General features: G+C 67.1%; 24 protein-coding genes. All 24 read left to right on the top strand.

Going from position 1 to position 21649, the window contains the following annotated elements; translation table 11 throughout:
- The first annotated feature begins 132 nt into the window (after positions 1-132).
- Positions 133-1473 (top strand): flagellar filament capping protein FliD, encoded by a 1341-nt coding sequence (fliD, locus tag ACZK3W_RS10670; RefSeq protein WP_049421909.1) that lies wholly within the window; start codon positions 133-135, stop codon positions 1471-1473.
- 125 nt (positions 1474-1598) lie between these two features.
- Positions 1599-2018 carry a flagellar export chaperone FliS gene (gene fliS / locus ACZK3W_RS10665; RefSeq protein ID WP_049398118.1) on the top strand — a complete coding sequence of 140 codons (420 nt, stop codon included), beginning with the start codon at positions 1599-1601 and terminating at the stop codon, positions 2016-2018.
- Positions 2015-2305 (top strand): hypothetical protein, encoded by a 291-nt coding sequence (locus tag ACZK3W_RS10660; protein WP_125429337.1) that lies wholly within the window; start codon positions 2015-2017, stop codon positions 2303-2305. The genes fliS and ACZK3W_RS10660 overlap by 4 nt, the downstream gene beginning before the upstream one ends.
- Positions 2302-2880, top strand: a complete 579-nt coding sequence (locus ACZK3W_RS10655; protein ID WP_010485910.1) for a PilZ domain-containing protein — start codon at positions 2302-2304, stop codon at positions 2878-2880. Before ACZK3W_RS10660 ends, ACZK3W_RS10655 begins: the two co-directional genes overlap by 4 nt.
- Positions 2881-2971: 91 nt before the next feature.
- Positions 2972-3604, top strand: coding sequence for a response regulator (locus ACZK3W_RS10650; protein ID WP_032970105.1), 633 nt, complete (start codon positions 2972-2974; stop codon positions 3602-3604).
- 285 nt (positions 3605-3889) lie between these two features.
- The gene (gene rpoN / locus ACZK3W_RS10645; RefSeq protein WP_049398121.1) at positions 3890-5299 is read left to right on the top strand and encodes an RNA polymerase factor sigma-54; all 1410 of its coding nucleotides are present in this window, start codon (positions 3890-3892) and stop codon (positions 5297-5299) included.
- A 14-nt stretch (positions 5300-5313) separates the two neighbouring features.
- Positions 5314-5691, top strand: a complete 378-nt coding sequence (locus tag ACZK3W_RS10640; protein ID WP_010485922.1) for a response regulator — start codon at positions 5314-5316, stop codon at positions 5689-5691.
- On the top strand, positions 5688-7193 hold the full coding sequence (locus ACZK3W_RS10635; protein WP_049421906.1) for a sigma-54 dependent transcriptional regulator: 1506 nt from the start codon (positions 5688-5690) through the stop codon (positions 7191-7193). The genes ACZK3W_RS10640 and ACZK3W_RS10635 overlap by 4 nt, the downstream gene beginning before the upstream one ends.
- Positions 7194-7378: 185 nt before the next feature.
- The gene (locus ACZK3W_RS10630; protein ID WP_125895717.1) at positions 7379-7795 is read left to right on the top strand and encodes a hypothetical protein; all 417 of its coding nucleotides are present in this window, start codon (positions 7379-7381) and stop codon (positions 7793-7795) included.
- A 393-nt stretch (positions 7796-8188) separates the two neighbouring features.
- Positions 8189-8554 (top strand): flagellar hook-basal body complex protein FliE, encoded by a 366-nt coding sequence (gene fliE / locus ACZK3W_RS10625; protein WP_005409552.1) that lies wholly within the window; start codon positions 8189-8191, stop codon positions 8552-8554.
- A 12-nt stretch (positions 8555-8566) separates the two neighbouring features.
- Entirely contained in the window at positions 8567-10213 is a 1647-nt protein-coding gene (gene fliF / locus ACZK3W_RS10620) for a flagellar basal-body MS-ring/collar protein FliF (protein WP_049421900.1), read from the top strand.
- Between the two features lie 7 nt (positions 10214-10220).
- A complete protein-coding gene (gene fliG / locus ACZK3W_RS10615) occupies positions 10221-11207 on the top strand; it encodes a flagellar motor switch protein FliG (protein WP_024958226.1) in 987 nt (328 codons plus the stop codon).
- Positions 11204-11845: a FliH/SctL family protein gene (locus tag ACZK3W_RS10610; RefSeq protein WP_423175441.1), complete on the top strand. Its 642-nt coding sequence runs from the start codon at positions 11204-11206 to the stop codon at positions 11843-11845. The genes fliG and ACZK3W_RS10610 overlap by 4 nt, the downstream gene beginning before the upstream one ends.
- Positions 11842-13227, top strand: coding sequence for a FliI/YscN family ATPase (locus ACZK3W_RS10605; protein WP_049421896.1), 1386 nt, complete (start codon positions 11842-11844; stop codon positions 13225-13227). The genes ACZK3W_RS10610 and ACZK3W_RS10605 overlap by 4 nt, the downstream gene beginning before the upstream one ends.
- A gap of 3 nt (positions 13228-13230) precedes the next feature.
- The gene (fliJ, locus tag ACZK3W_RS10600) at positions 13231-13698 is read left to right on the top strand and encodes a flagellar export protein FliJ (protein ID WP_005416437.1); all 468 of its coding nucleotides are present in this window, start codon (positions 13231-13233) and stop codon (positions 13696-13698) included.
- Complete coding sequence (locus ACZK3W_RS10595; RefSeq protein ID WP_478450794.1) at positions 13698-14834, top strand: flagellar hook-length control protein FliK; 1137 nt, start codon at positions 13698-13700, stop codon at positions 14832-14834. The genes fliJ and ACZK3W_RS10595 overlap by 1 nt, the downstream gene beginning before the upstream one ends.
- Positions 14835-15026: 192 nt before the next feature.
- Complete coding sequence (locus ACZK3W_RS10590) at positions 15027-15542, top strand: flagellar basal body-associated FliL family protein (protein ID WP_423175438.1); 516 nt, start codon at positions 15027-15029, stop codon at positions 15540-15542.
- 10 nt (positions 15543-15552) lie between these two features.
- Positions 15553-16557: a flagellar motor switch protein FliM gene (gene fliM, locus ACZK3W_RS10585; protein WP_032129211.1), complete on the top strand. Its 1005-nt coding sequence runs from the start codon at positions 15553-15555 to the stop codon at positions 16555-16557.
- The gene (fliN, locus tag ACZK3W_RS10580) at positions 16554-16889 is read left to right on the top strand and encodes a flagellar motor switch protein FliN (protein ID WP_012510967.1); all 336 of its coding nucleotides are present in this window, start codon (positions 16554-16556) and stop codon (positions 16887-16889) included. The genes fliM and fliN overlap by 4 nt, the downstream gene beginning before the upstream one ends.
- A complete protein-coding gene (gene fliO / locus ACZK3W_RS10575; protein WP_125895418.1) occupies positions 16886-17305 on the top strand; it encodes a flagellar biosynthetic protein FliO in 420 nt (139 codons plus the stop codon). The genes fliN and fliO overlap by 4 nt, the downstream gene beginning before the upstream one ends.
- A gap of 1 nt (position 17306) precedes the next feature.
- Positions 17307-18086, top strand: a complete 780-nt coding sequence (gene fliP, locus ACZK3W_RS10570; RefSeq protein ID WP_423175436.1) for a flagellar type III secretion system pore protein FliP — start codon at positions 17307-17309, stop codon at positions 18084-18086.
- A gap of 82 nt (positions 18087-18168) precedes the next feature.
- Positions 18169-18438 carry a flagellar biosynthetic protein FliQ gene (locus ACZK3W_RS10565; RefSeq protein ID WP_012510965.1) on the top strand — a complete coding sequence of 90 codons (270 nt, stop codon included), beginning with the start codon at positions 18169-18171 and terminating at the stop codon, positions 18436-18438.
- 13 nt (positions 18439-18451) lie between these two features.
- The gene (fliR, locus tag ACZK3W_RS10560) at positions 18452-19243 is read left to right on the top strand and encodes a flagellar biosynthetic protein FliR (protein WP_012510964.1); all 792 of its coding nucleotides are present in this window, start codon (positions 18452-18454) and stop codon (positions 19241-19243) included.
- Between the two features lie 164 nt (positions 19244-19407).
- A complete protein-coding gene (locus tag ACZK3W_RS10555; RefSeq protein ID WP_121503205.1) occupies positions 19408-21540 on the top strand; it encodes a putative bifunctional diguanylate cyclase/phosphodiesterase in 2133 nt (710 codons plus the stop codon).
- The last annotated feature ends 109 nt before the right edge of the window (positions 21541-21649 follow it).

The following is a 21649-nucleotide window of genomic DNA, read 5'->3' as shown; positions in this document are numbered from 1 at the left end:
CGTGCCCGGTGGCGGATTGGCATGGGCCTTGCAGAAGGCTGGAGAGCGTTTCCACGCTCAAGCTCGCCCCTCCCAGGCCGATAGCAGGTGCAGGACACCCGCCCGGCCCGTCCAAGAAAAAGGATTCCCCTCATGGCCATCGGCACGATTGGTTCCGGCCTCGACATTCCCAGCCTGGTTGCACAGCTGACCGCCAAGGAACGCGAGCCCCGGGAAAAGCAGATCAACTCGGCGGGTGTTGCCGCCAGCGCCAAGCTTTCGGCGCTTGGCACCATCAAAAGCGGAATGACAGGTCTGCAGAGCGCGCTGAAGACCCTGGTCAAGGGTGTGGCCACCCCCGGCCTGAAAGTCAGCACGCCGACCGAGTCGAACTTCACTGCGACCCTGGACACCAGCACGACCGCCGGCAAGGCCGCTGCGGGCAGCCACCAGGTGGAAGTCAAATCCCTGGCACAGAACCAGAAGCTCAGCTCCAAGGCGTATACAAAGGACGCCGTGGTTGGCGACGGAACGCTGACGATCGCATACGGCGACAAGTCCATCAGCGTGAACATCGAACCCGGCGCGACGATGGAGAAGATCGCAGCCGAGATCAATTCCGCCGCCGAGAGCAAGGGCGTCACCGCGGCCGTGGTAACCGCAGACGATGGCATGCACCTGGTATTGACCGCCGTTGATTCCGGCAGCAAGGGCGCGTTGAAGGTCAGCGCCAGTGGCGGCAATGGCGGACTCTCCGAGCTGGCCTATGACGGCACATCCGCATCGAAGATGACCGAGATGGTGCCCGCCAAGGATGCAGTGGTGGTGGTGGATGGATTCACCCGCACCAGCAGCTCGAACACGATCACCGACCTGGTACCCGGCATCAGCCTCACCCTGACCAAGGCGAAGGAAGGCGAGACGCAGACGCTGACCGTCACTCCGGACAACAGCACGCTGAAGACCAATCTCACGGCCTTCATCACCGCCTACAACGGCATCCAGACCACGTTGAAGAATTCCAGCGCTTACAACGCTGAGACGCGCACGGCCTCGACCATGACCGGCGACGCCATGGTCCGTGGCCTGCAGCAGCAGCTGCGCGCCCAGCTGAGTGCCAACGTCAACGACCTCAAGGATCTGGGCATCACCATTGCCGCCGACGGCAGCATGAGCCTTGATGGCGCCAAGCTCGACACCGCGCTGGCGAAGAACCCGGAGGCCGCCACCAAGCTGTTCGGTGCAGAGGGCGCGCTGGGCAAGCCGATGACCGAACTGCTCAAGAGCAGCCTGGACGCGACCACCGGCACGATCACCCAGCGTACGGCGACCTTGAACAAGCAGATCAAGGCACTGGAAAAGCAGCTGGACGAGCTGGACAAGAACATGGAAAAGGTGGCCGACCGCTACACCAAGCAGTTCACCGCGATGGAAAAGATGGTCACGCAGATGCAATCGGCCGGCGGCTCGCTCATCCAGCAGCTCGGCAACTGATTTCCAGGCATTTTTCCGGCGCAGTCGGTACTCAAGTAGAGCCCCGGCTGCGCCGATAACCCGTTAGACCCGTGCCGAACCCCTCAACCCACGCGGATGGGCAGGCATTCCAGGAGACTTCCCCTATGTACGGTTCCAATCGGCAGTTCGCCGAGCAGTACCGAAAAGTCGGCGTGACCACCTCGGTCGTCGATGCCGATCCACACAAGTTGGTAGCGCTGCTGCTGGCCGGTGCCTGCGAGCGCATCCGCACCGCTGAAGCCTCTTTGCAGCAGAATGACCAGGCGCGCAAGGGCAAGGCCATCGGCGAAGCCTGCGCCATCGTCGGCCACCTCAACGGCTCGCTCGATCACGAAGCCGGCGGCGAGATTGCCGGCAATCTGTCGGCACTGTACGACTTCGTCATCATGCGCCTGACCGAGGGCAACCTGCACAACGATCCAACCGCACTGAAGGAAGCCCTGGGCTTGATGGTGGAGATCGATTCGGCCTGGAACGCGATTCCGGCAGACCAGCGCCAGGTCACCAAAGCGGTGGCGCCATGAACCTTCAAACTATGCACGACGCCCTTGATACGCTGGAAACCAGCCTCCAAGGCGAGGACCACGACACCAGCGAACGGCTGATGGCCGAACACCTGGAAGCCGTGGCTGCCCTGTCGTTGGTTGTCGAGCGCCCCAGTGATGCCGCCATCCTCGCGTTGCGCGACCACCAGCAACGCGTACTGGCGCGCATGATCTCCCTCCGCGATGAAGCCGCAGCTCACCTGAAGCACACCGGCCGCTCCCTTCGCGCGGCGCATGCCTACCTGCAGGCAGAATCACTCGCATGACCCAACTGCCGACCACGTCGCTGCACCACCCCGCCGAAAGCGAGCTGTTCGACGAAACGCTCAGTTGCGAGCTGGCCTTGCCGGCCGAGTTCCAGGCAGGCAGCGCCGCCGGTCGCACCAGCAGTGCCGAAGGCCTGCTGCGCAGCCTGGCCTTGGTCGAGGACAGCCGCGTTGACGAGCACGACGACCGCAATGAGTCCAGCCTGCAGCTGCAGCGGCTGGAAGCCAAGCTGGATCTGGCAATGGTGCTGCTCGGCCGCCTGGTACGCCAGCAGGGCCAGGAACTGACGCTGCGCCCCGTGCGCTGGTCACGCCGCGGCATCCGCCTGCAGCTGGGGCCGCGCAGCGGCGCCAGCCCCGGCCAGGCCGGCCTGGTGCGCCTGCAGCCCAGCGACTGGCTGCCTGACCATATCGACCTGCCCGTGGAAGTGATCGCCGAAGCGGCGGACGGTGGCGGTGGTCACTACCTGTGGCTGCGTTTCCAGCGTCTTGGCGATGGCCTGGAGATGGCAATGGAGCGGCATCTGTTCCGCCTGCATCGCCGCCAGGTGGCCGAAGCACGCCGCGCCCGCTGAAACCTGCCACCATGACGCCGGATGGGCAACCCTTGGCGCGCCCGTTCAGCTAAGTTAAGGTGGACTCCCCTCACGGACCTCCAACGTGCCTGTGCGAGTTCTCATCGTCGACGATCACACCCTGGTCCGCGCCGGCCTGGCGCGGCTGCTGCAGGGGTTTGCCGACGTGCAGCTCGTCGCCGAGGCCAGCAATGCCGAGCAGGCACTGCAGCTGGCCCTGCAGCACGCCCCGGACGTGATCCTGATGGACCTGTCACTGCCCGGCCGCACCGGCCTGGAAGCCCTCAGCGACATCCGCCTGCGCGCCCCCGGCACGCGGGTGGTGATGATGACCATGCACGACGACGCCGCACACGTGCGCGATGCACTCGATCGCGGTGCGGTCGGGTTCCTGGTCAAGGATGCCGCACCGCAGGAGCTTGAACTGGCGCTGCGTGCCGCGCACGCCGGCCAGGTGTTCCTGAGCCCGCAGATCTCCGCCAAGATGCTGGCACCGATGCTCGGTCGAGAGAAACCCACCGGCATCGCCGCACTGTCGCCGCGCCAGCGCGAGATCCTGCGCCGCATCGGCAAGGGCGAAAGCAACAAGGAAATCGCCGCCGACCTCGGCATCAGCGTCAAGACAGTGGAAACCCACCGCGCACGCATGATGGAGTCGCTGGGCTGTCGCCGCGCCAACGATCTGCTGCTGCTGGCCGCGCGCCACCAGCACGAGCTGGAGTGATCCTCTGCGAAGGAGGCCAGATCCGCACTGACGACGAATTCCCGTCACCCCGACACTCCCTGACAGGAATCCGTACACGGCGCAGCCCGCTTAACCCGGCACCAACACCGGAAATCAGCAACTTAGCGGCGATCATCGTCAACATTCCGCGGCAATGTAGGGAATACCCCTACACCCTGTCAGGACATTCACGAAGCCCCTCAGGAACCCCCTGATTCCGCCCCCGCCGGATCAAAAGCAAGATGCGTTCCACAAGGCGCCGGGGAGCGGTGCCGGGGAACCACGATGAAGGCTGCACTCTCGGCCCAGCTGGGCCAACAACTTCACCTCACCCCGCAGTTGCTGCAGTCGATCCGGCTGCTGCAGCTCGATGGCCTGCACCTGGAACAGGAAATCCAGCGCCTGCTGGACTCCAACCCGCTGCTGGAGATCGAAGAGGCTGAAGCACCCACCGCCGAAGCCACCGAGGCCGGCGCCACCACGCTGGAAACCGCTGCGTTCGACGAGCTGCCCGAGTCGTCGATGTGGGACGTGGCCGGCGCCAGCTGGCAGGACGGCGACGACGACCGCATGGCGCGCATCGCCGCCGGCGAATCGAGCGACCCGCAGCTGCGCGTGCTGCAGCGCCTGTCGCTGGACATGGATGACCGCGAGCTGGCCGTGGCCGCCTTCTGGCTGGACCATTGCGATGAGGCAGGCTACCTGCAGGCACCGCTGGACCAGCTGCAGCTGCTGGCCAGCGCCCAGTTCGACATCGCCGCCGACGGCGTGGAAGCCATCCGTCAGCAGCTGCTGCATGGCGAGCCGGCCGGCATGGCCGCACAGGACCTGCGCGAAGGCCTGCAGGCCCAGCTGCGCAGCCTGCACGGCGTAGTCCCCGCCCGCCACCTGGCGGCACGCATTCTCGATGGCGCGCTCGACGCGCTGGCCGCGCACGACTACCCCGCCCTCGCTCGCCTGCACGACGCCGAGATCGACGACGTGCGCGAGGCGGTGCGCCTGATCCTCTCGCTGCAGCCGCGCCCGGGTGACAGCCTGCTGCCCGAACGCAATGCCGTGGTGGTGCCGGACGTGGTCGCCTGGCACGCCGACGACCAGTGGAAGGTGGCGCTGAATCCGGCGACCAGCCGCCGCGTCTCGATCAACAGCCAGTACGAACAGGCCCTGGCCGAGACCAGCGAGGCCGCACCGGCACTGCGCGAAATGCTGCAGGAAGCGCGCTGGTTCAGCCGCGGCCTGTCGATGCGCTACGACACCCTGCTGCGCACCGCGCGGGTGATCGTCGAGCGCCAAGCCGCGTTCCTGGTGCGTGGCGAGGAGGCCATGGCGCCGCTGACGTTGAAGGAAGTGGCCGAGGAAATCGGCATGCACGAGTCCACTGTCTCGCGCATCACCACCGGCAAGTTCCTGCAGACCCCGCGCGGCACCTTCGAACTGAAGCACTTCTTCGCCGTGCGCCTGGAAGGCGCCAGCGTCTCCGGCCAGGCCGTGAAGGCCATGGTCCGCCGCCTGATCGACGCCGAACCGGCCGGCCGCCCGCTGGCCGACGAGGCCATCGCCGGCCTGCTGTCGCGCCAGGGGGTGAACATTGCCCGCCGAACCGTCGCAAAATACCGAGAACAACTGGACATCGCCCCGGCCCGTGAACGGCGCCGGCTTGGCGCCAGGCAACCGCAGCTGGCCCGGGTGGGCTGAAAAGGATGTTGGACATGAACAAGCTCACGGTCCTGCTGGTCGATGACCACGAGGGCTTCATCAACGCGGCGATGCGCCATTTCCGCAAGATCGATTGGCTGCAGATCGTCGGCAGCGCCGGCAACGGCCTGGAAGCGATCGAGCGCTCGGAAACGCTGCGCCCGCAGGTGGTGCTGATGGACCTGGCGATGCCGGAAATGGGCGGCCTGCAGGCCACCCGCCTGATCAAGTCGCAGGACGATGCACCGTACATCGTGATCGCCAGCCACTTCGACGACGCCGAGCACCGCGAACACGCGCTGCGCGCTGGCGCCGACAATTTTGTCAGCAAGCTGTCCTACATCCAGGAAGTCATGCCGATCCTGGAAGGCCTCAGGGAGGATCGATCGTGAGCGAATCGCGCATCCTGGTGCTGGACAACGACGCCGTGCGTGCAGAGCGCACCGTTGCCCTGCTGGAATTCATGGATTTCAACCCGCGCTGGGTTTCCGACGCGGCCGACTTCGACCTGGGTCGCCAGCGCCAGAACGACTGGATGGCCGTGATCGTCGGCAGCCTGGACGACACCGCTGCCAGCACCGCGCTGTACAACTGGCTGGGCGGCAGCAGCCTGCCGCCGCCGGTACTGCTGGCCGACGGTGATGCCGCAGCCTTTGCCCATCAGCACGGCCTGCACGAAGCCAACATCTGGCCGCTGGAAACGCCGCTGCGCCATGCGCAGATGGAAGCCCTGCTGCGCCGCGCCAGCCTCAAGCGCCTGGACGCCGAGCACCAGGCCGGCGCCGCCCAGGACCAGGGCCCGACCGGCAACGGTCCGGCAGTGACTGCGTTGCGCACGATGATCGAACAGGTGGCCGCATTCGACACCACCGTGCTCGTGCTGGGCGAATCCGGTACCGGCAAGGAAGTCGTGTCGCGCGCAATCCATCAGCGCTCGCCGCGCCGCGACGGCCCGTTCGTGGCGATCAACTGCGGCGCCATTCCGGCCGACCTGCTGGAAAGCGAACTGTTCGGCCACGAAAAGGGTGCCTTCACCGGCGCACTGACCGCGCGCAAGGGCCGTTTCGAAATGGCCGAAGGCGGTACCCTGCTGCTCGACGAAATCGGCGACATGAGCCTGCCGATGCAGGTGAAGCTGCTGCGCGTGCTGCAGGAACGCAGTTTCGAGCGTGTCGGTGGTAACCAGACCATCCGCTGCAACGTACGCGTTGTGGCCGCGACCCATCGCGACCTGGAAACCCGCATCGCCGAAGGCAAGTTCCGCGAGGACCTGTTCTACCGCCTCAACGTGTTCCCGATCGACGTGCCCGCCCTGCGCGAGCGTCGCGAAGACCTGCCGGCGCTGGTGGAAACCATCGCCGCACAGCTGGCCCGCACCGGCCGTGGCGAAGTGCGCTTCACCCCGGAAGCCCTGCAGGCCCTGGCCGGCTACGAGTGGCCCGGCAACGTGCGCGAACTGACCAACCTGGTCGAGCGCCTGGCGGTGCTGCACCCGGGTGGCTCGGTGCGCGTGCAGGACCTGCCGGCCCGCTACCGTGGCGACGCTGCACTGGCAGCGGTGGCCGCACCGGCACCGGTACAGCCGACGGCCAGCGAAGAACGCCTCGACCTGCGCAGCTTCTCGTTCCACACCCCGGGCGGCGGCAACCAACCGGCGCTGGAGCACGGCATTGCCGTCAATCGCGCCGCAGCACCGGCGGCGCTGCCCGATGAAGGCATGGACCTGCGCAACCACATGGCCAACATCGAACTGGGCCTGATCAACGAAGCACTGGAGCGCACCCAGGGCGTCGTCGCCCACGCCGCCCAGCTGCTCGGCCTGCGCCGCACCACCCTGGTGGAAAAGCTGCGCAAGTACGGCATCGAACGCGAGCAGGCCGAACTGGCCGGCTGAACCTCGCGACCAGCATGAAGGGGGCACGAACGCCTGGGCTTGCCCGGGCGTTGGTGTTTCCAGTACCTGGGGTCAGATCCCTTTCCTGCGGAAAGAGATCTGACCCCATTGCATTTGCACGTTTTCCTAAAGACATCACCGCCGCAGTGCGGAGCATGGCAAGGACATCCCAACGAGGTCCCACCATGCATCGCCTCACTCTGCTCGCCGCCTTGCTCTGCCCGCCCCTGGCCAGCGCCGCCGACTGCACCCTGCCCACCACGCTGGACCAGCGCCAGTTCACCAACCTCAGCGACCCGCTGTACGCACCGGACAACCCCAATGCCGGACGCATGGTGCAGGTCAGCTTCGCCGGCAACCAGTATGTGCTGGACATCCTCGGCACCGACCTCCGCATCGGCGGCAGCTACCGCTATCAGCACCTGGCCCCGCATATCGCGGAAATCCAGATGACCGAAGCCCACCCGGCCGGCCCTACCCACTACACCCTGCTGCTGACCTGCCAGACCGACCACCAGGGCCGCTTCATCTACACCCAGCACGACGGCCCCATCGCACCCCGCCAGCGCCAGAATTCCGGCCGCTGGACCCTGCAGCCATAGGCCAGAAAACCGACGCCGGTTAAATGGCGCCTTCAATGGGGTAAGAGCCCGTGCCGACCAACGGTCGGCACCCACCATCAGCAGCAGGTTCCAACAGATCGCGGAATTCTGTCGAAGGCGGGGTGGGTCCGGTTGCGGGGGCGTGAGCGCCATGGATGGCGCGACCGAGCTTACATGGATGTACTTGCAGCGTCCCCCGCAACCGGACCCACCCCGCCCCCCACGGATCGCCAGCCGTTGACGTTGACGTTGACGTTGATTCGGCGGGTGCAGGGCGCAGCCCTGCCAGCACACCCAAAACCCTCACTTCACTGAATCGAAAACCGGTTTCGGCACGGCACTTGCACCTGCTCCAGCAGACAACCCCATCCCCTGTTTCTGGAACCGTTGCAGATGTCCCACTCCGTCACGTCGATCCTTTCGCAGATCCGCTCCTATCAGACCCAGATGGGACAGCCGGCGCTCAACCCGCTGGGCGAAACGCCGCGCAGCAACGCCCTGCCGGGCACGGTGCTGGATGCACCGCAGGCCCAGCCGGCCAGCTTCACCGAAACCCTGCGTGGTGCGATTGCCGGCGTCAACGACGCGCAACAGAAATCCGGCGCCCTGGCAAAAGCCTTCGAAATGGGCGACCCCAGCGCCGACCTCGCCAAGGTCATGGTCGCCTCGCAGCAGTCCCAGATCGCCTTCCGCGCCACCGTGGAAGTCCGCAACCGTCTCGTCCAGGCCTACCAGGACGTGATGAACATGCCGCTGTAAGGATAGAACCGCATGGCCCTGTCGCTCTCCAAGGAATCCCTGAACGCCGAAAAGGCGGGCCAGTGGTTCGATCGGCTGCAAAGCCTGCAGATCACCCGTCGGCTCGGACTGATGGCGATGATCGCCGTGGCCGTAGCGGCCGGGCTGTCCGTATTCTTCTGGTCGCAGAAGCCCGGCATGGTCCCGCTGTATACCGGCCTGGACCAGAAGGCCACCGCTGAAGCGACCGACCTGCTGCGCGCCGCGCAGATCCCGTTCGCGCTCGACCCGGCCACCGGTGGCATCACCGTGCCGGAAAAGAACCTGCACGACGCCCGCCTGAAGCTGGCCGGCTCCGGCCTGACCGACAGCGGCAAGCTCGGCTTCGAGCTGATGGAACGCGACCCGGGCTTCGGCGTCAGCCAGTTCGTGGAAAGCGCGCGCTACCAGCATGCGTTGGAAACCGAGCTGTCGCGCACCATCAACACGCTGCGCCCGGTGCGCGATTCGCGCGTGCACCTGGCCATTCCCAAACCCAGCGCCTTCACCCGGCAGCGCGACGTAGCCAGCGCCTCGGTCACCCTGGAACTGCGTGGCGGCCAGCAATTGGAACGCAGCCAGGTCGACGCCATCGTGCACATGGTCGCGGCCAGCATTCCGGACCTCGCTCCGGAACGGGTGACCGTGGTCGACCAGAGCGGACGCATGCTCAGCATCACCGACCCGAACAGCGAAGCGGCGGTCAATGCGGCCCAGTTCGAGCAGGTCCGCCGCCAGGAAACCTCGTTCAACCAGCGCATCCGCGAGCTGCTGGAGCCGATGACCGGTCCTGGCCGCGTCAATCCGGAAGTGAGCGTGGACATGGACTTCTCGGTAACCGAGGAAGCCCGTGAGCTCTACAACGGTGAACCGCAGAAGCTGCGCAGCGAGCAGATGAGCGAGAACACCACCAGCACCCCGGGCCCGCAGGGCGTGCCGGGCGCGACCAGCAACAGCCCGCCGGGCCAGCAGGCCGCACCGGCAACCGCACAGACTCCGACCGAAAGCAGCAAGAACGCGACCCGCAACTACGAGCTGGACCGCACCCTGCAGCACACCCGCCAGCCGGCTGGCCGCATCAAGCGCGTCTCGGTGGCGGTGCTGGTGGACAACGTCCCGCGCGCCGGTGCCAACGGCAAGATGAGCCCGCAGCCGCTGTCGGCCGCCGAGCTGACCCGCGTCGAGGCGCTGGTCAAGCAGGCCGTCGGCTTCAACGCCGAGCGTGGCGACACCGTGTCGGTGATGAATGCCCCGTTCGTGCGTGACACCACGCCGGTCGAAGGCCCGGCATGGTGGGAGCTGCCGTGGGTGCACGACGCCGGTCGCATGCTGCTGGGTGCCGTGGTGGTGCTGGCATTGCTGTTCGGTGTGCTGCGCCCTGCACTGCGCGCGATCACCGGCCAGAACAAGAAGAACGACGAACAGGCACTGGAGCCGCATACCGCGGACGTGCAGCTGGTCGATGACGATGGCATGCCGCTGCCGGCGCTTGGCGCCGACCGGGCCAGCCTGGGCGGGCCGGATGCATTGGCCCTGCCGGTGGATTCATATGAGGAACGACTGCGGATGGCGCGTGAAGCCGTGAAGACCGACTCCAAGCGCGTGGCCCAGGTGGTCAAGGGCTGGGTGGCCAATGACTGAGGCCTCACTGACTGGCGTGCAGCGCGCCGCCGTACTGCTGCTTTCGCTGGGTGAGCTGGATGCGGCCGAAGTGCTGCGTCACATGGAACCCAAGGAAGTGCAGAAAATCGGCATCGCCATGGCCACCATGACCGACATCACCCGCGAACAGGTGGAACGGGTGATGGACCAGTTCGGCCAGGAGCTGGGCTCGAAGACCTCGCTGGGCGTGGGCTCGGACGATTACATCCGCAACATGCTGGTGCAGGCACTCGGCAGCGAGAAGGCCGGGAACCTGATCGACCGCATCCTGCTCGGCCGCAACACCACCGGCCTGGACGCGCTGAAGTGGATGGACCCGCGCGCGGTGGCCGACCTGGTGCGCAACGAGCACCCGCAGATCATCGCCATCGTGATGGCGCATCTGGAAACCGACCAGGCCGCCGACGCGCTGAAGCTGCTGCCCGACCGTACCCGCGTGGACGTGCTGCTGCGCATCGCCACCCTCGACGGCATTCCGCCGAACGCGCTCAATGAACTCAACGAGATCATGGAGCGCCAGTTCGCCGGCAACCAGAACCTGAAGTCGTCCAACATCGGCGGCGTGCAGTGCGCGGCCAATATCCTGAACTTCATGGACAGCGGCCAGGACCAGGCGATCCTGGGCGAGATCGCCCGTATCGACGCGCCGTTGAGCAACCGCATCCAGGACCTGATGTTCGTGTTCGACGACCTGGTCGACCTGGACGACCGCGAGATGCAGCTGGTGCTGCGCGAAGTGAGCGGCGAGCGCCTGGGCCTGGCCCTGCGCGGTGCCGACATCAAGGTGCGCGACAAGATCACCCGCAACATGTCGCAGCGCGCGGCCGAAATCCTGCTGGAAGACATGGAAGCCCGCGGCCCGGTGCGCCTGTCCGACGTGGAAGGCGCGCAGCGCGAGATCCTGGCCATCGTCAAGCGCATGGCCGATGAAGGCACCGTCACCATCGGTGGCAGTGCGGAGGCCATGCTGTGAGCAACGTCGTGCGCTGGCTTGCCCCGGACCTGCTGGCCCAGCCCGAACCGGCGCTGGATCAGGAGGATGCGTTCGAACTCACCGAGCCGGACCCGGAACACGAACCGGAGCCGCCGCTGCAGCTGCCCACCCTGGAAGAAATCCAGGCCATCCAGGACAGCGCCGAGAAGGAAGGGTTCGCCCAGGGCCATACCGAAGGCTACGGCCAGGGCCAGGCGGAGGTGCGTCGCCTCGCCGCGCAGATCGAAGGCATCCTGGACAACTTCAGCCGACCGCTGGTGCGGCTGGAGAACGAAGTGGTCGGCGCACTGGGCGAGCTGGCGGTACGCATCGCCGGTGCGCTGGTCGGCCGCGCCTATGAAGCCGACCCGGCACTGCTGGCACAGCTGGTCGGTGAGGCCATCGACGCGGTCGGTGGCAGCACCCGCGAGGTCGAAGTGCGCCTGCACCCGGACGACATCGCCGCCCTCGCCCCGCTGTTGAGCCTGCCGCCACAACAGCGCCTGGTGCCAGACACCAGCCTCAGCCGCGGCGATCTTCGCGTGCACGCCGAAGCCGTGCGCATCGACGGCACCCTGGAAGCCCGCCTGCGCGGCGCGCTGGATGCGGTGATCCGCCAGACCGGAGCCAATGCATGAACCCCGATCAGCAGCCGACGCCGCCACCGGCGGACTGGGCCATTGCCCGCAACCTGCGCCTGGCCCGTCGCCTCGATGGCCTGCGTGTGGATACCGCCCATGGCCGCGGCCTGATCCGCGAAGGCGTCCTGCGTCGCGCGGTCGGCCTGACCCTGGAAGCGGTCGGCTGCGAGGCGCCGCTCGGCGCCAGCTGCAAGGTGGAAGTGGTTGATGGTGGCTGGGTCGATGCCGAAGTGGTGGGCTTCGCCGGCGAGCGCACCTACCTGATGCCCAGCGCAGAGCTGCATGGCCTGTTGCCCAATGCGCGGGTGGTACCGTCGGCGCGACGTGGTGGCGTGGAAGTGGGTGAAGGCCTGCTCGGCCGCGTCATCGACAGCGACGGCGTGCCGCTGGATGGCAAGGGCCCGATCCGCGCCGAAGGGCATGTCGGCATGGCCGGCGTGTCGATCAATCCGCTGGCGCGTGAACCGATCACCCAGCCGCTGGACGTGGGCGTGCGCGCGATCAACGCGCTGCTGCCGATCGGCCGCGGCCAGCGTGTCGGCCTGTTCGCCGGTTCCGGCGTCGGCAAGTCGACGCTGCTGGGCATGATGACCCGCTATACCGCCGCCGACGTGATCGTGGTCGGCCTGATCGGTGAACGTGGCCGCGAAGTACGCGACTTCGTCGAGACCACGCTGGGCGAGGAAGGCCTGCGCCGCGCCGTGGTGGTGGCCAGTCCCGCCGACCGGCCGCCGCTGGCGCGCCTGCATGGTGCCTATCGCGCTACCGCCATCGCCGAATGGTTCCGCGACCAGGGCCTGAACGTGCTGTTGCTGATGGACTCGCTGACCCGCTTCGCCCAGGCCCAGCGCGAGATCGGCCTGTCGGTGGGCGAACCGCCGACCACCCGCGGCTATCCGCCGTCGGTGTTCGCCAAGCTGCCGGCGCTGGTCGAGCGTGCCGGCAATGGTGCCAAGGGCCGTGGCTCGATCACCGCGTTCTACACGGTGCTGACCGAAGGCGACGATCCGCAGGATCCAATCGCCGATGCAGCGCGCGCGATCCTCGACGGCCACATCCTGCTGTCGCGGCGCGTGGCCGACAGTGGCCTGTACCCGGCCATCGACGTTGAATCGTCGGTCAGCCGCGTGGTCACGGAAATCGCCGACGAACCGTGGCGCCTGCGCATCCGCAAGCTGAAGCGGCTGGTCTCGGCCTACTCGGCCAACCGCGACCTGATCGCCATCGGCGCCTACCAGCGCGGCAACGACGCGGCCACCGACGAAGCCCTGGAACGCTGGCCGGAAATCATGGAGTTCCTCGGCCAGGACGTCGCCAAGGCCGCAGATCTCCCGCACAGCCAGGCGGCACTGCAGCGCCTGGTGGAACAAGAGAGTTAAGCCATGAACCAGTCCAAGCGCATCGATCCCCTGCTCAAGCGGGCCCAGGAACACGAGGACGCAGTCGCCCGCGATCTGGCCGAACGCCAGCGCGTGCTCGATACCCATCTATCGCGACTGGACGAACTGCGCCGCTATGCCGAGGAATACGCGAACGCGCAGATGGCGGCGACCAGCCCGGCGCAGCTGCTGAACCGGCGCGCCTTCCTCGACCGTCTCGACAGTGCGGTGGAGCAGCAGCAGGCCACGGTCAACGGCAACCGCGAAAAGGTGGAAGCCGAGCGCGCCCGCCTGATCCTGGCCAGCCGTGACAAAGCCGTGCTGGAACAGCTGGCCGCCAGCTACCGCGCACAGGAAAAAGTGGTGACCGACCGCCGCGACCAGCGCGAGATGGACGACATTGGCGCGCGTCGCGCCCGCCTGGTACAGGCCGAAGATCAGGACGGCGCCGAGCAGGGAGGCCGCTCGTGATGCCCGCGCCATTGGCCAGCAGCGCCAACGCGCAGCCACAGCATTCCGGCAGCAGCGCCCCCCGCGCACCACGCGGTGATGGCAACAAGGGATTCAGCCAACTGCTGCAGGGTGGCTCGCCGGGTGCCGATGCACCCTCGAAACCCTCGAACTCGCCCATGCCGTCCACGCAGGGACCGGCATCGGACAGTACTGGCCAGGCCGGCGCCGAGCGCAGGCCGGACAGCGCTGCCGCCCCCGAAGAGACCGCCGCCACGGTGCCCACAACACCGGCCAAGCCGGTTGCCGAAAAGGACACCCCGGCGGCGACCGAGGAAGCCCCGTGGCCGCCACTCGGCCTGGCTGGGCTGGTGCTGGCGGCACCGGCGCCTGCCGATCCTGTCGCCGCTCTGCCAACAGTGGCTGCAACGGCTACCGACGCAGACGGCAACGCACTACCCGCCCCCGCCGCACTGCCGGCCGCCGCAGCCCTGCCATCCACAGCGGCGGCGGCCACATCGTCCACCACCAGCAGCGGCACCGACCAGACAGCCACGTTGCCGTTGCCTGAACTGGTGCTGCCCGGCAAGCGCAACGAGCGTGGCGAAGGCAGCGACGCACCCCTCATCGGCGACCGTGCCGCAGCGCCGCTGCTGCATGCGCCGGGCAACGCGGCTGTGCAGGATCTGAAAGCCGCACTCGCTACCGGCAACGCCATTTTCAACGGCGAGCCGACACCGAAGCCGGTGCTCGGTGACGATGGTTTCGACCAGGCCGTCGGCGCGCGCCTGGGCTGGCTGGCCGACCAGAAGATCGGCCACGCCCACATCCGGTTGAGTCCGGACGACATGGGCCCGGTCGATGTGCGCCTGCAGTTGAACGGCGACAAGGTGCATGCCAGCTTCAGCAGCCCACACGTGGATGTGCGCCAGGCACTGGAAAGCAGCCTGCCGCGCCTGCGCGAACTCCTCGGCGAACAAGGCTTCCAGCTGGCTCATGCTGATGTTGGTCATCAGGCGCCCGGTGGTGACGGCAATGCGTCAGGCCAGGCCAGTAGCGGCGGCATCGCGGGTGACGGAGAACCGTCGCCGGGCGAGGCCAGCGTGTCGTCCGCGCAGTTGATCCGCCAGCGCGGGTTGCTGGACGCGTACGCCTGACAGACGTGCCAACCAAGGTTGGCACCCACCAGAGCCGGACGGTTGGCACCTACCAGTATCGCGTTGGTGGGTGCGGAGCGTGCTCCGCACGGCCCCACCGGCACCCCGACGGAATTCCGTCGCACCCCTCTGCCCCGGCTCCGGCACGCCCCTTGCATATCCCGGTGAAGCAACCCTCAGGAGCTTCACCCCGTGGCCGCAGCCGCTGACAAAACCAAGAAGACCGCCGAGAAGGACAAGGCCGCCAAGCCGCGCAGTCCGATCCTGATCACCGCACTGGTGGCCGTGCTCGCCGCCGCTGCCGCCGGTGGCGGCGTCTGGTTCTTCACCCAGTCCAAGCACGAAGAGAAGACCGCGCAGGCCCCGAAGAAGACCACGACCCCGGCACCGGCGCAGTACTTCGCCCTGGACCCGGCCTTCGTGGTCAATCTCAACGGCCCGGTCGACGGCCCGCGCTACCTGCAGCTGGAAGTGCAGCTGATGACCCGCGACCCAGCCGCACTGGAAGCGATCAAGACGCATGCGCCAGCCATTCGCGCACGCCTGCTGATGCTGTTCTCGCAGGTCAGCCCCGACCAGATCGCCGACATCGCCGGCAAGCAGAAGCTGCAGGTCGCTTCGCTGGCCGAAGTGCAGAAAGTGCTCAAGGCCGAGACCGGCAGCAACGGCGCCGACGATCTGCTGTTCACCAGCTTCGTGACCCAGTAAGGGCCCACCGATGAATGATCTGCTGTCCCAGGACGAGATCGATGCCCTGCTCCACGGCGTGGACAGTGGCGCGGTCGAGACCGATGCGGAACCGCCGTCAGGCGAAGCACGTTCGTACGACTTCGCCAGCCAGGACCGCATCATCCGCGGTCGCATGCCGACCCTGGAAATGGTCCACGAGCGCTTCGCGCGCCTGTGGCGGATCGGCCTGTTCAACCTGATCCGCCGTTCGGCCGAACTGTCGGTGCGCGGCATCGAGCTGATCAAGTTCAACGACTACATGCACTCGCTGTATGTGCCGACCAACCTGAACCTGATCCGCTTCAAGCCGCTGCGCGGTACCGGCCTGATCGTGTTCGAACCGACCCTGGTGTTCGCCATCGTCGACAACTTCTTTGGCGGCGACGGGCGCTACCCGACCCGCATTGAAGGCCGCGAGTTCACCGCCACCGAAATGCGGGTGATCCACCTGCTGCTGAAGCAGACCTTCGCCGACCTGCGCGAGGCCTGGGCACCGGTGATGGATGTCGACTTCGAATACATCAACTCGGAGATCAACCCGCACTTCGCCAACATCGTGACGCCGCGCGAGTACGTGGTGGTGTGCCGCCTGCACGTCGAGCTCGACGGCGGTGGCGGCGACATCCACGTCACCCTGCCGTATTCGATGCTGGAGCCGATCCGCGAGCTGCTCGACGCTGGCATCCAGAGCGACCGCAATGATCGCGACGAAAGCTGGGGCCAGACCCTGCGCGAACAGCTCAACATCGCCGAGGTGACCCTGTCCAGCGTACTGGCCAGCAAGCGCATGACCCTGCGTGACCTGACCCAGCTGAAGGTCGGCGACATCCTGCCGATCGAGCTCAGCCCGCAGGTGCCGCTGTGCGTGGAGAACATCCCGGTGTTCACCGGCGAGTTCGGCATCGCCAACGGCATGAACGCCGTGAAGATCACCGCTACCCATCCGCCGGGCACCCGCCCGCGCGCACCCGTCATCCAGGAAGACCCGCAATGAACGATATCGACGCCCTCGAACCGACCCCGGCCCAGTTCGGCACCCTGCAGGCCGAAGAAGGGGCCGGCGCCGACCTCAACCTGGACGTGATCCTCGACGTGCCGGTGACCCTGTCGCTGGAAGTCGGTCGTGCCCGCCTGCCGATCCGCAATCTGCTGCAGCTCAACCAGGGCTCGGTGGTGGAACTGGAACGCGGTGCCGGCGAGTCGCTGGACGTGTTCGTCAACGGCACCCTGATCGCCCACGGCGAGGTGGTGGTGATCAACGACCGCTTCGGCGTGCGCCTGACCGACGTGGTCAGCCCGAGCGAGCGGATCCGGAGACTGCGTTGAGCCTGCTGGCCTCCACCCTGTTGGCGGTCGGCAAGACCGCCGCACCGATCGGTCCGCAGGTCGGCCAGCACGCGGCCGCCGCACCGAGCCTGTTCGGTGCGGTGCTGGCGCTGCTGGCCGTGCTGGCCCTGGTCATCGGCCTCGGCTGGCTGCTCAAGCGCCTGCCCGGCAGCGGCTTCCGCCCGGCCGACGGCATGAAGGTGGTGGCCAGCCTGAGTGTCGGTGCCAAGGAGCGCGTGGTGGTGGTCGAGGTCAACGGCCAGCAGCTGCTGCTGGGCGTCACCGCTGGCGGCATCAACACCCTGCACACCCTGCCCGAACCGCTGCCGGCGCCCGCGCCGGTGCGCGTGCCGGACTTCAAGAACCTGCCGAATTTCGCCCAGCTGCTGCAGCAGCGGCTGCGCAAGGATCCCTGACATGCGTGTCACCCGTACCCGTCTTGCCACCCTGATGCCGTGGCTGCTGTTGCTCGCCCTGTGCCTGTTGCCGGCGCTGGCCTTCGCCGCACCCGGCGCGCCGACCACCCCGCTGCCGGACATCAACGTCGGCAAGATCGGGGGTGTGCCGGTCAGCCTGCCGCTGCAGACCCTGCTGCTGATGACCGCGATCACCCTGATCCCGTCGATGCTGCTGGTGCTGACCTCGTTCACCCGCATCATCATCGTGCTGGGCCTGCTGCGCCAGGCACTGGGTACCGGGCAGACGCCGTCCAACCAGGTGCTGCTGGGCCTGGCCCTGTTCCTCACCGCGATGATCATGCTGCCGACCTGGGACAAGGCCTGGAGCACCGGCATGGCGCCGTACCTCAACGGCGAGATCGACTTCCAGACCGCCTGGACGCTGACCACCACGCCGCTGCGCGCCTTCATGCTGGCGCAGATCCGCGAGACCGACCTGATGACCTTTGCCGGCATCGCCGGGCATGGCACCTACGCCAGCCCCGACGCGATCCCGTTCCCGGTGCTGGTCGCCTCGTTCGTCACCAGTGAACTGAAGACCGCCTTCGAGATCGGCTTCCTGATCTTCATTCCGTTCGTGATCATCGACCTGGTCGTGGCCAGCGTGCTGATGTCGATGGGCATGATGATGCTGTCGCCGATGCTGGTGTCGGCACCGTTCAAGATCCTGCTGTTCGTGCTGGTGGATGGCTGGGTGCTGACTGTCGGTACCTTGGCGGCGAGCTTCAATCCGGCGTGATCGAGAGGCAGTCGAGCATGGCTCGACTCTACAGAAGCACAGTCGAGCGCAGCTCGACTCTACATGAGCAGATGGAACCCGAATGACTCCCGAACTTGCCCTGACCGAACTGCGTGGCGGCCTGATCACCGTGTTGTGGGTGGCCGGCCCGCTGCTGCTCACCGTGCTGGTGGTCGGTGTGGTGGTGGGCGTGGTGCAGGCCGCGACCCAGCTCAATGAGCCGACCATCGCCTTCGTCGCCAAGGCGGCGGCGCTGACCGCGGTGCTGTTCGCGCTGGGCAGCCTGCTGATCGGCCACCTGGTGGAGTTCACCACGCTGCTGTTCCAGCGCATTCCACACCTGATCGGCTAGGACACGCGCTTCGATGGACGCCGCCACCCAGATGGCTGCCGACGGCCTGCAGGCCTTCGGCATGATCGGCACCGTGCTGTGGACCATGCTGCGCATCGGCGCAGTGGCCATGGCCATGCCGATGGTCGGTACCCGTGCCGTTCCCGCACGGGTGCGCGTGGTGCTGGCTGGCACCCTGGCCATCGCGCTGGCGCCGCTGCTGCCGCCGGTACCGGACTGGACCGGTTTCGATGCCGCCACGGTGCTGACCATCGCCCGTGAACTGGCCATCGGCGTATCCATCGGCTTCCTGCTGCGGCTGGTGTTCGAGGCCGGTGCGATGGCCGGCGAACTGATCGCCCAGGGCACCGGCCTGGCCTTCGCGCAGATGAGTGACCCACTGCGTGGCGGCACCTCCGGCGTGATCGGGCAGTGGTTCTATCTGCTGTTCGGCCTGCTGTTCTTCACCGCCAACGGGCACCTTGCGCTGATCTCGCTGGTGGTGGACAGCTACCGGGCGCTGCCGATCGGCGCCCCGCTGCCGGACCCGCACGCCTTCTTCAGCATCGCCCCAACCTTCCTGCTGACCGTACTGCGCGGCGCATTGACCCTGGCGATCCCGCTGACTGTGGCAATGCTGGCGGTGAACCTGGCGTTCGGCGTACTGGCCCGTGCGGCCCCAGCGCTGAACCCGATCCAGCTCGGCCTGCCAGTGTCGTTGCTGCTGGGCCTGTTCCTGCTGGCGCTGCTGGCCGGGGAAATGGGTCCGCCGGTACAGCGCCTGTTCGATGCCGCCTTCCAGGCTGCGGACACGGTCACACACTGACCGGATCATCACGTTTTACTGCTTGCCCTTCCCCCGGGTCTGCGCGTTAGAGTGAATACGCGGCAACCGGGGGGATGCCGCACGTGGCCGGCGCCGTGCGTCGGCCTGCCTCATGCATGCCCCACCGTGGTTTCCGTCGACAGGCAGGTCCGGGAGACTGACGAATGCTGGTAGGCACGTACAACCCGTGGCTGGTGGCGATCTCGCTGCTGGTGGCCGTGATGGCTTCGTACACCGCGCTGGCGATGGCCGGGCGCACGGTCACTGCACCCGGCAAGGGCGCGGCGTGGTGGTGGCGCCTCGGTGGTGGCTTCGCCATGGGCCTGGGCATCTGGTCGATGCACTTCATCGGCATGCTCGCCTTCGACCTGCCCATTCCGCTCGGCTACGACCTGCCGATCACCCTGCTTTCCCTCGCATTGGCGATCGCCTCATCGGTGTTCGCGCTGTGGCTGGTTTCACTTCGCACCCTGCCCCACCCGCGGTTGGCCGGTGGCGCGCTGCTGATGGGCACCGGCATTGCCGGCATGCATTACGTTGGCATGGCCGCAATGCGCATGCAGCCTGGCATCGACTACGACCCGGGCTGGCTGCTTTTTTCGCTGATGGTGGCGGTGGCCGCCTCGTGGACGGCGCTGTACGTGGCGTTCCGCCTGCGCGCGCAGCGCACCCGTGTCGGCGACCGGCTCGCGGCTGCCGGCCTGCTCGGGTTGGCCATCGTCGGCATGCACTACACCGGCATGGCCGCCGCACGCTTTCCGGAAGGCAGCATCTGCGGCGCAGCCGTCGGCGATGGGCTGCAGAGCGAATGGCTGGCCATGCTGGTGGTGGTGCTGACCGTCGCCATCCTGGCCGTGGTGCTGGTGGTCTCCTGGCTGGACCAGCGGGTGGAGGCGCAGCTGCTGCGCCTGCGCAATTCCCTGTTGAGTACCTCACTGACCGACGCACAGCAGGAACTGACCCAGGCCGCACTGCACGATCCGCTTACCCGCCTGCCCAACCGCCTGCTGCTGCAGCGTCGCATCGTGCAGGCGCTGGCCGAGGCCGAACAGGGTGGCAGCCGCTTCGCGGTGATGTTCATGGACCTGGATGGCTTCAAGCAGGTCAACGATGCCTACGGCCACCAGGCCGGCGATGCACTGTTGGTTGCGGTGGCCGAACGCACGCGCCAGCTGCTTCGGCCCAACGACATGCTGGCCCGTCTGGGCGGTGACGAATTCGTGCTGGTGGTGCGCATCGAGCACGACGAGGACCTGCCGACCCTGGCCCGGCGCATCCTGCAGGCGGTCGGCAGCGGGCCGTTGCTGGCCGACAACGAACTGCAGGTGACCGCCAGCATCGGCGTGGCGATCTGTCCGGATCACGCTGCCAGCGAGCGGCAGCTGATGGCCTTTGCCGATGCAGCGATGTACCAGGCCAAGGAATCCGGACGCAACGCCTTCGTGCTGTTCGCCGACTGGATGAATGACAGCGCCGAACAACAGTTCCGGCTGCTGGCCGACCTGCGCCGGGCCATCGGCAGCGAGCAGCTGTTCCTGCACTACCAGCCGAAGATCCAGGTAGCCACGCAGAAGGTGGCCGGTGCCGAAGCGCTGATCCGCTGGCGTCATCCGGAGCATGGCCTGATCCCGCCGGACCGCTTCATCCGGCTGGCCGAACGCAGCGGTGCGATCAATGAGATCGGGCGCTGGGCGCTGGACCAGGCCTGCCAGCAGCTGCGCCGCTGGCACGATGCCGGCCACGAGGGCTGGTCGATGTCGGTGAACCTGTCGCCGGTGCAGTTCAGTTCGCCGCACCTGCTGCAGGATGTGCGTGAAGTGATCGAACGCTACGACATTGCCCCACGCCACCTGGTGCTGGAGATCACCGAAAGCACGGTCATGCGCGATACCGATACCAGCCTGCGCCTGCTGCAGGCGCTCTCGGCACTGGGCGTGGGCATCTCCATCGATGACTTCGGCACCGGCTATTCCAGCCTGCTGTACCTGAAGCGGTTGCCGGCCACCGAAATCAAGATCGACCACGCCTTCGTACGCGACCTGGAGCACAGCGCCGAGGACGTGGTGATCGTCTCGGCGATCGTGGCGCTGGGCCACGCGCTGGACATGGACATCGTCGCCGAAGGCGTGGAAACCGCCGCGCAGCGCGCCTACCTGGAGCGGCTGGGCTGCGATTACCTGCAGGGCTACCTGCTCGGCCGCCCGGTGGATGCGGCGCGCTTCATGCAGCTGCATGACCTGCCCCGGCCTCGGGTGGAACTGGCGCAGAGCCCGCCGACGCAGCACCCGCCGGGGTAGATCCAGGCTGCGCTCCCACCTGCACCTGCTCTGGTAGATGCCAACCTTGGTTGGCACATGAACCCATCACGGAACACTTCTTGCACGCACCCCGGCATCCCCTGCCGCA

The organism is Stenotrophomonas sp. 80084_Sma (assembly GCF_056481995.1).
The sequence above is the reverse complement of the archived record's forward strand: the minus strand, read 5'-3'. Positions and strand labels throughout refer to the sequence as shown.